This is a genomic window from Streptomyces tatrensis, assembly GCF_049310065.1.
Lineage (GTDB): Bacteria > Actinomycetota > Actinomycetes > Streptomycetales > Streptomycetaceae > Streptomyces.
The window spans coordinates 13,110-27,895 of record NZ_JBMDLB010000008.1; the positions used below are offsets into that span (position 1 = coordinate 13,110).

1 protein-coding gene is annotated in these 14,786 nt (G+C 73.3%); it reads right to left on the bottom strand.

Translation table 11 applies throughout. The features are described from left to right. Positions 1 to 24: 24 nt before the first annotated feature. Positions 25 to 14,709 carry a non-ribosomal peptide synthetase gene (locus ACODT5_RS14500; protein ID WP_422519684.1) on the bottom strand — a complete coding sequence of 4,895 codons (14,685 nt, stop codon included), beginning with the start codon at positions 14,707 to 14,709 and terminating at the stop codon, positions 25 to 27. Positions 14,710 to 14,786 lie beyond the last annotated feature (77 nt).

Below are 14,786 nucleotides of genomic sequence, written 5' to 3' on the forward strand. Positions count from 1 at the left end.
GTGCGGTTCGCGTGCGGGGGTCCTTCACGTGAAACGGGGGTCGCGGGCGAGGACCTCGGCGACAGCGGCCAGTGGAGCCGGCCTCGTCATGTCCAGGTGCTCGCAGTCGATGTCGTGGGCGGCGACGCGCCCGGTGAGGTACGGGCCCCAGTCCGCCGGGACCGGGGCGCCGGGCTCACGACCGGAGGTGGCCGTGAAGTGCAGCAGGTCTCCGGTGAACCGGCCCGGCCCGGCGTCCTCCACGAGGGCGACGGTGTGGGCGGCGGCCTCGGCCAGGGAGGCGACGAACGCGGGCTCCAGTGCGGCGCCCGCGCCCTCCGCGCCCTCGCGGCCCAGGAATCCGGAGATCTCCCGCGGGGAGAAGGCGGCTCCGCCGTCCCCGCTGCCGCGGCCCATCGGGTAGGAGTCGAGCAGCGCCAGCAGCTCGACCCGCTCCCCCTGTTCCTGCAGCCGGCAGGCCATCGCGTGGGCGATGTTGCCACCCAGCGACCAGCCCAGCAGGTGGTAGGGCCCGGTGGGCTGGACCGCCCGGATCCGCGCCAGGTAGGCGTCGGCCAGGGCGGTCAGATCGGGGTGCCGGCCCTGCGGGTCGCGGTCCACGTTCAGCCCGTAGACCGGCCGGTCCTCCAGTGCCCCGGCGAGGCCGGCGTAGCACCAGCTCAGTCCGGTGACCGGGTGGACGCAGAACAGCGGCGTGCGGCTGCCGCGGGAGCTCAGCGGCACCAGCAGGTCGGGGCCGGCGCTCACGCCGCCGTCCGCGGCGCGGGCCGCGAGCCCGGCCACCGTCGGCGTCTGGAAGAAGGCCTGCACGTTCAGTTCCGCCAGGACGTCGGGGAGTTCTGCCCGGATCCGGCTCACCGCCCGGGTGGCCAGGAACGAATGCCCTCCGAGGTCGAAGAAGCTGTCGTCCACGGCGACCCGCGGCACATCGAGCACCTCGGCGAAGACCGCCGACAGGGCGAGTTCGGTCGGGGTCTGCGCGGCCCGGCCCTGACCGCCGTACTCGGGCACCGGAAGCGCCCGCCGGTCCAGCTTCCCGTTGGAGGTCACCGGCAGCACCGCGAGCGGGACGAAGGCCGCCGGGACCATGTACTCGGGCAGTGCGGCGGCCATGAACCGGCGCAGCTGTGCCGGGTCCGCCCCGCCGTCGGCGGCCGGGACCAGGTAGGCGACGAGCCTCTTGTCCCCGGGCCGGTCCTCTCGGACCACGACCGCGCCGTGGTCCACCCCGGGGTGCCTGGCGAGAACCGCCTCGATCTCCCCCGGTTCGATCCGGAAGCCGCGGATCTTGACCTGGTCGTCGACGCGGCCGCAGAACTCCAGGCTGCCGTCGACCCGCCACCGGGCCAGGTCCCCGGACCGGTACATGCGCTCGCCGTTGCCGTACGGCCAGGCCACGAACCGTTCCGCGGTCAGCGCGGGCCGCCCCGCATAGCCGCGGGCCAGTCCGTCGCCGGCGATGTATAGCTCGCCGGTGACACCGGCGGGCACCGGTCGCAGCGCCTCGTCCAGGACGTACACCCGGGCATTCGCGATGGGCCGCCCGATCACCGGGGTGTCGGTCGCCTCCAGCCGGGTGGTGAGCGTCTCGACCGTGCACTCCGTCGGCCCGTAGAAGTTGTGGGCCGTGGTGGCGGGTTCGTCCAGCAGCCGGCGCCACAGCGGTTCCGGGATCGCCTCGCCGCCGAAGGTGAGGGTGCGCGGGGTGAGTTCGGGGGTGGAGAGCAGGCCGTGCTCCAGCATTTCCAGCCCGTACGTGGGGGTGGTGTCCAGGAAGTCCACGCCGTGCCGGCCGGTGTAGCGGACCATCGCCGCCGGGTCGCGCCGGGTCTCGTCGTCCAGCAGGTGCAGCTCGTGGCCGGCGAACAGGGCGAGCAGCCCCATCCAGGAGGCGTCGAAGGACAGCGGCGCGGTGACGGCGACCGTCGCCGCCTCCCGGCCGGTGGCCGCGAGGTGCTCGGCGAAGAGCGTCTCCTGGTGGCTGTGGAAGAGGTTCGTCAGCGCCCGGTGCTCGACCGCGACGCCCTTGGGACGGCCGGTGGAGCCCGACGTGTAGAGCAGGTAGGCCGGGTTCTCGGGCCGCAGCGCGGTGCCGCGGTGCCCGTCCGCCGTGATGGCGGCCGCCTCGTACGCGCCCTGCGGTGCGGGCGCCCACCGGTCCAGCAGCAGGGCTCGCGAACTCCCCGCGTACAGCTGCGGGTCGATGTCCGAGGACGTCAGTACGAGCCGGGGGGCCGCGTCGCCGAGGATGTAGCCGATCCGGTCGGCGGGGAGGCCGGAGTCGACGGGTATGTAGACGGCGCCGGCCTTGAGGATCGCGAGCACCGCGACCACCGACTCCACGGACCGCTTGAGCAGGACGGCGACCCGCTCCTCCGGCCCGGCACCCTGCCGGATCAGCTCCCGGGCCAGGGCGTCGGCCCGGGTGTCGAGCTCGCGGAAGCCGAGCCGCTCGTCGTTCAGGACCAGGGCGGTGGCCTGCGGCCGGATGCGGGCCTGCTCCTCGAAGAAGGCGTGCACGGGCTGCCCGGCCGCGGCTCCGCGGCCGGCTTCCACGACGGGACGGCCGCTCCACTCACCGAGGATGCGGCTGCGCTCCTCGGCGCCGAGGATTTCGGCCCGTCCGATGGGGGCGTCCGGTGCGACGGCGAGGGCCGTCAGCAGCCGCACCAGGTGTTCGGCCATCCGCTCGACGGTGTGCGCGTCGAAGAGGTCGGTGTCGTACTCGATGTTCCAGCCGAGTCCTGCGGGCTCGCCGTCCGCGGTGAACGCCTCCTCGACGCCGAAGAGCAGGTCGAACTCGGCGACGTGCAGGTCGAGCTGGTGCTCCGAGGCCTCCAGGCCGGGCAGGCTCAGGGCGCCGCCGGTGCCGTTCTTGAGCAGCAGCATGGTCTGGAAGAGGGGGTGGCGGGCGGTGGAACGCACCGGGTTCAGCGCCTCCACGACCCGTTCGAAGGGCAGCTCCTGATGCGCGTACGCATCCAGATCCGCCGTACGCACCCGGCCCAGCAGCTCCCGGAACGTCGGATCACCCGACACGTCCGTCCGCAGCACCAGCGTGTTGACGAAGAACCCGACCAGATCGTCCAGCGCCTCGTCCGTACGCCCCGCGATCGCGGTACCCAGCGCAATGTCCGTACCCGCCCCCAGCCGCGAGTACAGCGTCGCGAGGGCCGCCTGAAGGACCATGAACAACGTCGTACCGGTCTCCCGGGCCAGACCCGACAACCGCGCGTGCAACTCCGCGGGGACCGAGGCGCGGACTCCCTGGGCCCGGCCGCTGGAGACGGCCGGCCGCGGTCGGTCCGCGGGCAGCTCCAGCTCCTCCGGCAGCCCGGCGAGCTGCTGCTTCCAGTAGGCCAGTTGGCGGGCGGCCAGGCTCTGCTCGTCGTCCTCGGACCCGAGCAGCTCCCGCTGCCACAGTGCGTAGTCCGCGTACTGCACCGGCAGCGGCGACCATCGCGGCGCCTTCCCGGCCGTACGCGCCGCGTAGGCGGTGGCCAGGTCGCGGGCCAGCGGGGCGACCGACCAGCCGTCGCCGGCGATGTGGTGCAGGACCAGGGCAAGGATGTGGTGGTCCTTGCCGATGTTCAGCAGGGTGGCGCGGACCGGCAGTTCCGTGGCCAGGTCGAAGGGGTAGCGGGCGGCACGGACCAGGTGTCCGGTCATCTCCACCGGCGGGCAGGCCGCCACGTGCAGCGGGATCCGGGCGTCCTGGACGATGTGCTGCCGCGGTACCCCGCCCTCGGCCGGGAAGACCGTGCGCAGCGCCTCGTGGCGGGCCACGACGTCGTCCAGTGCGGCCTGCAGGGCCTGCGCGTCGAGCGCGCCGCGCAGCCGCAGCGTCAGCGGGATGTTGTACGTGGCTCCGGCCTCCTCCCACTCGCGCAGGAACCACAGGCGCTGCTGCGCGTACGACAGCGGCAGCGGGTCCGGCCGGGTTCCGGCGGCGGTCAGGGCCGGGCGGCGGGCGTCGCCGTCCCGCAGGGCTTCGGCCAGGCCGGCCACGGTCGGGTTGGCGAAGAGGGTGCGGATGCCGACCTCGGCGCCCAGCACCGAGCGGATCCGGCTGGTCAGCCGGGTCGCCATCAGCGAATAGCCGCCGAGGGCGAAGAAGTTGTCGTCCACGCCGACCCGGGGTATCCCGAGCGCCTCGGCGAACAGGACGCACAGGACCTCTTCGGCCGGGTTGCGCGGTGCCCGGCTGCGGGGGGCCTCGGTGCCGGGGGCCTCCGTGTCGGGCGCCTCATCGACGGTGGTGGCGGGAACGCCCAGGTCGAGACGGCCGTCCGCATGCCAGCGGCCGAGCCGTCCGGTGCGGTACATGACCGTTCCGGAGCCGCCGTAGGGGTTGGCCACGTAGCGGTCGCCCGCCCCGGCCGGGGCCGCCGCGGGTGCGGCGGTCGCCAGGTAGACCTCGCCGAGCACCCCGGCCGGGACCGGCCGCAGCGCATCGTCGAGGAGGTAGGCGGTCCGGGTGTTGCGGGTGCCCGCTTCCGCCAGGTCCTGCCACAGTTCGGCGGGGACGGCGGCGCTCCACTCGGTGAGGATGCGGTCGAGCTCGTCGGGGTCGAGCAGTTCGGCGCGGCCGACGGACTGGTCGGGTGCCGCGGTGACGGCCTCGAGCAGGCGCAGGAAGCCGCGGCTCATGGCCTCGACGGTCCCGCGGTCGAAGAGGTCGGTGGCGTACTCGAACTCGGCGCCGATGCCGGCCTGACGGCCCTGTTCGTCGAAGTTCTCGGCGAGTCCGAGCGTGAGGTCGAACTTGGCCGCGTGGTGTTCGATCGGGTGGACCTCGGTGCGGGTGCCGGCCAGTTCGTAGACGCCGTCCTCGGTGTTCTGCAGGACGATCATGGTCTGGAAGAGGGGGTGGCGGGCGGTGGAACGCACCGGGTTCAGCGCCTCCACGACCCGTTCGAAGGGCAGCTCCTGATGCGCGTACGCATCCAGATCCGCCGTACGCACCCGGCCCAGCAACTCCCGGAACGTCGGATCACCCGACACGTCCGTCCGCAGCACCAGCGTGTTGACGAAGAACCCGACCAGATCGTCCAGCGCCTCATCCGTACGCCCCGCGATCGCGGTGCCCAGTGGAATGTCCGTACCCGCCCCCAGACGCGAGTACAGCGTCGCGAGGGCCGCCTGAAGGACCATGAACAACGTCGTCCCGGTCTCCCGGGCCAGACCCGACAACCGCGCGTGCAACTCCGCGGGAATCCACGCCGACACCGCCTCCGCCCGTCCGCTGGGCACCGTCGGTCGCGGCCGGTCCACCGGCAGCTCCAGCTCCTCCGGCAGCCCCGCGAGGGCCTCGGTCCAGTGGGCGAGCTGGCGCGCGCCCAGGGACTCCTCGTCGTCCTCGGCGCCGAGCAGCTCCCGCTGCCACAGCGCGTAGTCCGCGTACTGCATCGGCAGCGGCGACCAGCCGGGGGCGTGCCAGGCGGTCCGGGAGGCGTAGGCCGTGGACAGGTCGCGGGCGAGGGGGGCCATGGACCAGCCGTCGCCGGCGATGTGGTGCAGGACCAAGACCAGGACGTGGTCCTCCTCGCCGAGCACCAGCAGCTCGGCGCGGAAGGGCAGTTCGGTGGCCAGGTCGAAGGGGTAGGCGGCGGCCTGCGCGATCCGGACGTCCAGCGCGTCGGCGGGGGTCTCGGTCGCGGTCAGCGGGATCCGGGCGTCCTCGACGATGTGCTGCCGCGGTACGCCGCCCTCGGCCGGGAAGACCGTGCGCAGTGCCTCGTGGCGGGCGGCCACATCGTCCAGGGCCGCGCCGAGCGCGGCCAGGTCGAGCGGTCCGCGCAGCCGCAGGGCGAGCGGGATGTTGTAGGTCGAGCCGCCTTCCTCCCACTCCCGCAGGAACCACAGCCGCTGCTGCGCGTACGACAGCGGCAGCGGGTCGGGGCGGACCGCCGCCGCGGTCGGCACCGGGCGGCCCCCGGGGCGCGGAGCGAGTCCGGCGGCAAGGCCGGCGGCGGTCGGGAAGGCGAACAGGTCACGCAGTCCGACTTCGGCGCCGAGCGCCGAGCGGATCCGGCTGATCAGCCGGGTGGCGGACAGGGAATGGCCGCCGATGTCGAAGAAGTTCTCCTCGGCGCCGACCCGCGAGATGCCGAGGACCTCGGCGAACAGCCCGCAGAGCACTTCCTCCTCGGGGGTGCGCGGCCCGCGGCCCGCGGCGGTGCCGCCGACGAGGGGTTCGGGCAGGGCCCGCCGGTCCAGCTTGCCGTTGGGGGTCAGCGGAAGCGCGTCCAGGACGACCACGGCCGCCGGGACCATGTACTCGGGCAGGGCGCGGCCCAGGAAGCGGCGCAGCTCCTCGGGGTCGAGCGACCCGCCCTCGACCGGGACGGCGTAGGCGACGAGGCGTTTGTCTCCGGGCCGGTCCTCACGCGCCATGACGGTGGTCTGCAGCACCGCCGGGAAACGCGCGACGACGGCCTCGACCTCGCGCGGTTCGATACGGAACCCTCGGATCTTGACCTGGTCGTCCCCGCGGCCGATGAACTCCAGCTCACCGTCCGCCCGCCAACGCGCCAGGTCGCCGGTGCGGTACATCCGCGCACCGGGGGCGAAGGGGCAGGCCACGAACCGCTCCGCGGTCAGCCCGGGGCGGCCCGCGTACCCGCGGGCCAGACCTGAGCCGGCCACGTAGAGCTCACCGGGAACGCCCACCGGGACCGGGCGCAGCAGACCGTCCAGCACGTAGGCCCGCTTGCCGGCGAGCGGCGAGCCGATCGGGATCGACGGAGCACCCAGATCGACGTCCGCCACGGTGAACGAGGTGGTGAAGCCCATCGACTCCACCGGGCCGTAACCGTTGAGGATCCGCAGGTGCGGGTGGAGATGACGGGCCCGGGCCACGTGTGCCACGGACGCCGCCTCACCGGCGGTCATCACCGTCCGCAGGCCCGAGAACAGGGTGGGCCGGTCATCGACCAGGACGTTGAAGAGGCTCGCCGACAGCTGGAGCACGCTCACCCCGTGCTCCGTCACCAGCTGCGCCATCTCCTCCAGGTCCGTGCGCTGCCCGACCGGAAGAACGGAACGGCCGCCGTGGAACAGTGCCGAGAACACCTCCAGCGCGAAGGCGTCCCATGACACCGGGGACGACTGCAAGTACACGTCGTCCGCACGGAACTCCAGATAATCGGGTCCCACGAACGTCGACACCAGAGCCCGGTGAGGAGCCACCACACCCTTGGGGCGTCCCGTCGAGCCCGACGTGAACATCACACAGGCGGCATCCCGCGCCCCGCACGACAGCCCGAGGTCTGAGCCGTCCAGCAGCTCGATGGCCTCCCGATCGCCGTCCAGCAGCACGTACCGGGCCAGCGCGCCCAACTCCCGGGCCTGCTCCCGCCGCGATACGACGACCCCGACCCCTGCGTCCTCGACCACGGCCGTGAGCCGCTCCACCGGGAACGCCGGATCCAGCAGCGTGTACGCGGCGCCCGCCTTCAACACCGCGAGCAGCGACACCACGAGCTCCACCGAACGCGGCAGATACACACCGACGACCTCACCGCGCCGCACGCCGGTCGCCATCAGATGGCGCGCCAGCCGGTTGGCGCGGGCATTCAACTCCGCGAACGAAACCCGCTCAGCCCCCTGCACCAGCGCGATCGCGTCACCATCGACGCCCACCCGCTCCTCGAACACGGCCTGCACCGACCGCCCGTCCACCCGACCGGCAGACGCACCGCTCCACTCCTCCAGAGCCCGACGCTCCTCGGCCGGCTCCAACAGACCGATGCCCGCCACCCGGACATCCGGATCCGCGACCAGGGCCTCCAGTAGCCGCACCAGCCGTCCGACCACCGACTCGACCGTCGACCGGTCGTACAGGTCGGTCGCGAACTCCACGTCCCAGCGCAACCCGCCCTCCGCGCCGACGGCGCCCACCAGCTCCTCGACGAAGAAGGTGAGGTCGAACTTGGCGATGCGATGGTCGAGCGGGTAGCGCGTGGCCGTCACACCGGGCAGGTCCAGGGCGGAGGCGGCATTGCTCTGCAAGACGATCATGGTCTGGAAGAGCGGGTGGCGGGCGGTGGAACGCACCGGGTTCAGCGCCTCCACGACCCGTTCGAAGGGCAGCTCCTGATGGGCGTACGCATCCAGGTCGGCAGCCCGTACCCGGCCCAGCAGCTCCCGGAACGTCGGATCACCCGACACGTCGGTCCGCAGCACCAGCGTGTTGACGAAGAAGCCGACGAGGTCGTCCAGCGCCTCGTCGCCGCGCCCGGCCACCGCCGTCCCCAGCGGGATGTCCGTACCCGCACCGAGCCGCGAGTACAGGGCGGCGAGGGCCGCCTGGAGGACCATGAACAGCGTCGTCCCGGTCTCCCGGGCCAGGGCGGTCAGCCCGGCGTGCAGCTCCGGGCCCACGAGAGTGGTGACCAGTTCGCCGCGGTGCGAGGCGACCGGCGGCCGCGCCCGGTCCATGGGCAGTTCGAGCTCCTCCGGGACGCCGGCCAGGGCCGTGTTCCAGTAGTGCAGCTGGCGCAGTGCCAGGCTCTGCTCGTCACGCTGGTCGCCGAGCAGCTCGCGCTGCCACAGCGTGTAGTCCGCGTACTGCACGGGCAACGGGGCCCATTCCGGGGCACGGCCCGCGGCCCGGGACGCGTAGGCGACGCTGAGGTCACGGCTGAGCGGGGCCATGGACCAGCCGTCGCCGGCGATGTGGTGGATGATCAGGACCAGGACGTGGTCCTGCGCGCCCAGCTCCAGCAGTTCGGCGCGGAAGGGCAGTTCGACGGCCAGGTCGAACTCGTGCTCACCGGCCCGATCGGCGCGTGCCCGCAGCTCGTCCTCGGTGCACGGGCGGATCCGCAGCGGGATCTCGGGGTCGGCCACGATGTGCTGGCGCGGTTCGCCGTGCACGGACGGGATGGTGGTGCGCAGCGCCTCGTGGCGCAGGGCGACGTCGGTGAGCGCGGCGCGCAGCGCGTCGTGGTCGAGGGGCCCGCGCAGCCGCAGGGCGAGCGGGATGTTGTAGGTCGAGCCGCCTTCCTCCCACTCCCGCAGGAACCACAGCCGCTGCTGCGCGTACGACAGCGGTACCGGGTCCGGTCGGGTCGCGGCGCGGACGAGGGCGGGCCGGCGCTCGGAGTCCTTGCGGAGACCAGCGGCAAGTCCCGCGACGGTCGGCGTCGCGAAGAGCGTACGGATGCCGACCTCGGCGCCGAGCGCCGAGCGGATCCGGCTGATCAGCCGGGTGACGAGCAGGGAGTGCCCGCCGAGGGAGAAGAAGCTGTCGTCCACACCGACCCGCGAGACACCGAGGACTTCGGCGAACAGCCCGCAGAGCACTTCCTCCTCGGGGGTGCGCGGCCCGCGGCCTGCCGGGGCGCCGGTCACCGGGGCGGGCAGGGCCCGTCGGTCCAGCTTGCCGTTGGCGGTCAGCGGGAGCGCGTCGAGGAGTACGAAGGCCGCCGGGACCATGTACTCGGGAAGCATCCGGGCGACGAAGTCCCGCAGGGCGGCCGGGTCGACCACTGCTCCGTCGGCCGGGACGGCGTAGGCGACGAGGCGTTTGTCGCCGGGCCGGTCCTCGCGGGCCATGACGGTGGTCTGCAGCACCGCCGGGAAACGCGCGACGACGGCCTCGACCTCACGGGGCTCGATGCGGAACCCTCGGATCTTGACCTGGTCGTCCCCGCGGCCGATGAACTCCAGCTCACCGTCCGCCCGCCAACGCGCCAGGTCGCCGGTACGGTACATCCGCGTACCGGGGTCGAAGGGGGAGGCCACGAACCGCTCGGCCGTCAGCCCGGGGCGGCCCGCGTAGCCGCGGGCCAGGCCCGAGCCGGCCACGTACAGCTCGCCGGGAACGCCCACCGGGACCGGGCGCAGCAGACCGTCCAGCACGTAGGCCCGCTTGCCGGCGAGCGGCGAGCCGATCGGGATCGACCGAGCGCTCAGGTCCTCCTCCTCCGCCACGGCGAAGGAGGTGGTGAAGCCCATCGACTCCACCGGGCCGTAACCGTTGAGGATCCGCAGCCGCGGGTGAAGATGACGGGCCCGGGCCACATGCGCCACGGACGCCGCCTCACCAGCGGTCATCACCGTCCGCAGGCCGGCGAAGACCTCCGGGCGGTCGTCGACCAGGACGTTGAAGAGGCTCGCCGACAGCTGGAGCACGGTCACCCCGTGGTCGGCGACGAGCTGCGCCATCTCGTCCAGGTCGGTCCGCGGGCTCACGGGGAGGACCGAGCGGCCGCCGTGGAACAGCGCCGAGAACACCTCCAGCGCGAAGGCGTCCCATGACACCGGGGACGACTGCAAGTACACGTCGTCCGGGCGGAACTCCAAGTAGTCGGGTCCCACGAACGTCGACACCAGGGCCCGGTGCGGGGCCACCACGCCCTTGGGGCGTCCGGTCGATCCGGAGGTGAACATCACGCAGGCGGCATCCCACGCCCCGCACGGCAGTGTGAGGTCTGAGCCGTCCAGCAGCTCGATGGCCTCCCGATCGCCGTCCAGCAGCACGTACCGGGCCAGCGCGCCCAACTCCCGGGCCTGCTCCCGCCGCGAAACGACGACCGCAACCCCTGCGTCCTCGACCACGGCCGTGAGCCGCTCCACCGGGAACGCCGGATCCAGCAGCGTGTACGCGGCGCCCGCCTTCAACACCGCGAGCAGCGAAACGACCAGCTCCACGGAGCGCGGCAGGTACACGCCGACGACCTCGCCACGCCCCACACCGGCAGCCACCAGATGACGCGCCAGACGGTTGGCGCGGGCATTCAACTCCGCGAACGAAACCCGCTCAGCCCCCTGCACCAGCGCGATCGCGTCACCATCGACGCCCACCCGCTCCTCGAACACGGCCTGCACCGACCGCCCGTCCTCCCGCCCGGCAGACGCACCACTCCACTCCTCCAGAGCCCGACGCTCCTCGGCCGGCTCCAACAGACCGATGCCCGCCACCGGAACGTCCGGGTCGGCGACGACGGCCGCCAGGAGCCGCAGGAGGCGTCCGGTCATCGACTCCACGGTCGGCCGGTCGTACAGGTCGGTCGCGTACTCCACGTCCCAGCGCAGCCCGCCGTCCGCCTCCTCCACGAAGAAGGTGAGGTCGAACTTGGCGGCACGCTTCTCCAGCGGGTGGTGCTCGGAGGTGGTGCCGGTGAACTCGTAGATGCCGTCGATGTTGTTCTGCAGGACGATCATGTTCTGGAACAGCGGGTGGCGGGCGGCCGAGCGGGCCGGGTTCAGCGCCTCCACCACGCGCTCGAAGGGCAGCTCCTGATGGGCGTACGCATCCAGGTCCGCCGACCGCACCCGGCCCAGCAGCTCCCGGAACGTCGGATCACCCGACACGTCCGTCCGCAGCACCAGCGTGTTGACGAAGAAGCCGACGAGGTCGTCCAGCGCCTCGTCGCCGCGCCCGGCCACCGCCGTCCCCAGCGGGATGTCCGTACCCGCACCGAGCCGTGACAGCAGCGTGGCCACGGCCGCGTGCAGGACCATGAACAGCGTGGTGCCCGTCTGCCGGGCCAGGGCGGTCAGCCCGGCGTGCAGCTCCGGGCCGGCGAGCGCGGTGACGACCTCGCCGCGGTGCGAGGCGACCGGCGGTCGCGGCCGGTCGACCGGGAGCTCCAGCTCTTCCGGGGCCCCGGCCAGCTGACGGCTCCAGTAGGCCAGCTGGCGGGCGGCGAGACTCTCCTCGTCCGTCTCGGCGCCCAGCAGCTCCCGCTGCCACAGCGTGTAGTCCGCGTACTGCACGGGCAACGGGGCCCACTGCGGCCGCTCCCCCGCCGTGCGCGCCGCGTAGGCGGTGCCGAGATCACGGCTGAGGGGGGCCAGCGACCAGCCGTCGCCCGCGATGTGGTGCAGCACGAGGACCAGCACGTGGTCGTCCTCGGCCAGTTCCAGCAGCTCGGCGTGCAGGGGGAGGTCGGCCGCGAGGTCGAAGACGTGCGCGGCCGCCTCCCGTACGAGCGCGTCGAGGCCGTCCTCGGGCACCCGGGCGTGGTGCAGCTCGATCGTGCCGGTCGGGTCCGTGTGCTGGTACGGCTCACCGGCCGGCGCCGGGTAGCGGGTGCGCAGGGACTCGTGTCGACCTGCCACATCGGCGAGCGCGGCCCGCAGGGCCGACCGGTCGAGCGGTCCGCGCAGCCGCAGGGCGAGCGGGATGTTGTAGGTCGAGCCGCCTTCCTCCCACTCCCGCAGGAACCACAGGCGCTGCTGCGCGTACGACAGCGGCAGCGGGTCCGGGCGGGTCTCGGCAGCGACCAGGGCCGGGCGCCGTGCCGCGCCGTCCCGCAGGGCCTCGGCGAGGCCCGCCACGGTGGGATTGCGGAACAAGGTGGTGAAGGACACCTCGGCGCCCAGGGCGGTACGGATGCGGCTGATCAGGGTCATGCCCCTCAGCGAACTGCCGCCGAGGTCGAAGAAGCCCTGGTCGATGCCGACCCGGTCGTAGCCCAGCAGTTGGGCGAACAGGGCGCAGAGCACCTCCTCCTCCGGCGTGCGCGGGCCTCGCAGCCCGGTGACGGCCTCGGCGACGGGCTCGGGCAGGGCCTTGCGGTCGACCTTCCCGTTGGAGTTGAGCGGCAGCGCGTCGAGGACGACGCAGGCGGAGGGGACCATGTATTCGGGCAGGGCTCCGGCAGCGTGCGCGCGCAGGGCGGCCGGGTCGAGCGTGGCCCCATCGGCCGGAACTACGTAGGCGACGAGCCGCTTGTCGCCGGGCCGGTCCTCGCGAACGGCCACGGTCCGCAGGCCGACGCCGGGGAAACGGGCCAGTACGGCCTCGATCTCGCCCAGCTCGATGCGGAAGCCTCGGATCTTGACCTGCTGGTCGGCCCGGCCGACGAACTCGATGGTGCCGTCGGGCAGCCAGCGGGCCAGGTCGCCGGTACGGTACATCCGCGCACCGGGGTCGAAGGGGCAGGCCACGAACCGCTCGGCGGTCAGCCCGGGACGGCTCGCGTAGCCGCGGGCGAGGCCCTCGCCCGCGATGTAGAGCTCACCGGTGACGCCGGCCGGGACCGGGCGCAGGGCGTCGTCGAGGACGTACGTGCGCATGTTGTCCATGGGGCGGCCGATGGGCACGGTGGCGCCGACGCGGTGCGGGGCGCGCAGTGCGAGGTAGGTCGCGAAGGTCGTGGTCTCGGTGGGGCCGTAGACGTGCACGAAGTCGGTGCGCGGGCACAGGTCGAGGACGCGCTGGATGGCGTCGGGCGAGCAGGCCTCACCGCCGCTCCACACCTGGCGGACGGAGTCGAAGACCGTGGGGTCCTCCTCCGCGACGAGGTTGAAGAGCGCGGTGGTGAGGAAGAGGCTCGTGATGCCGTGGTCCTCGGTCATCCGGCGCAGCAGTGGGGCGTCCAGCTGTCCGGCCGGGGCGATCACGGCCTGGTGGCCCCCGAGCAGCGGTACCCAGATCTCGTACGTCGCGGCGTCGAAGGCGTGCGAGGAGTGCACCAGCACCCGGGCCTGGGTCTCGGCGTCCCAGCAGTGGTCGGCGGCGAGCGCGAGGATGTCGCGGTGGCGGACGGCCACGCCCTTGGGGGCGCCCGTGGAGCCGGACGTGAACATGACGTAGGCCAGACGGTCCGGCGTGACACGGACCTCGGGCGCGGTGGTGGGGCAGTGCGCGAGCTCGGGGTCGGCGTCGACGACCAGCGTGCGGGTCAGGCCGTCGAAGGTGTCGCCGGGGGTGGTGGCGAGGTCGGTGAGGAGTACGGGCGCGCCGGTCTGCTCGATGACCGAGCGCATCCGGGCCTCGGGGTAGGTGACGTGCAGCGGCACGTAGGCGCCGCCCGCCTTGAGTACGGCCAGCAGCGCCACGACCAGGTCGGCAGATCGTTCCATCAGCACGGCGACGGCGGTCTCGGCGCCCACGCCGAGCCCGGCCAGGCGGTGCGCGAGCCGGTTGGCGCGGCGGTCGAGCTCGGCGTAGCCGACCGGGCCGTCGTCGGTGCGCAGGGCCACGGCCTCGGGGGCGCGGCGGACCTGGCGGGCGAAGGCCTCGACGACATCGCCGGGGCCCTCGGGCAGGGAACGGGCGGTGTCGTTCCACTCGTTGAGCACCGTGTGGCGCGACGCCTCGTCCAGCAGGTCGGGGCGGTCGGCGGTCGCGTCGGCGCTGCATCGCGCGGCGGACGCGAGGAAGGCGCCGAAGGAGGCTTGCAGCAGGGCGAGTTCGGCCGCGGACACGCTGCCGGGGGCCGCGTGGAGGGCCAGCCGGCCGCGGTCGGGGTCCACCGCGATGGCCAGACCCGCGCCGGCCGGCGCGGCGGCGGCGCCGAGCAGGACCAGGGGGCCCGTCGACCCGTACCCGGCGGACTGGAGGGGCAGCAGCTCCGCCAGGTCCTCGGGGGTGATGCCGGCGTGCGCCGACGCCTCTGCGGCCCCGGCCTCCGCCTGGGCGGCCAGGGCCTGCAGGGTGGTGCCGGGGGCGACGTCGAGCCGTACGGGCAGCGCCCGGTGGCCGGGCGCCGGAATCCCGACGAGCTGGTCCGTGGCGTGGCCGGTGCGGGCGAGGAAGGCGGCGGTGAGGGCGATGAGGACGGCGTCCAGACCCGTCCCGGCCGCGGCGGCGAGCGCGCGCAGCCCCTGCGGCGTACCGGGCGCCAGCTCCGCTTCCACGGACCCCGGTTCACCGTCCGCGTCCGTGACGGGCAGCAGCGGCCCGGTCTGCTCGGCATGTCCGGCAAGCCGCTCCCGCCACCACTGCTGCTCGTCACGATCGGTCGACATCTTCTTCACTCCACCTTTTCTTTTTCTGCCTCATGGGACTCGCGGAACTCGTGGAACCCTCTGAAATAGATGGTGCA

Coding starts and splice junctions, on each gene's coding strand:
- ACODT5_RS14500 (WP_422519684.1), bottom strand. CDS start 14,709: ATGTCGACCGATCGTGACGAGCAGCAGTGGTGGCGGGAGCGGCTTGCC.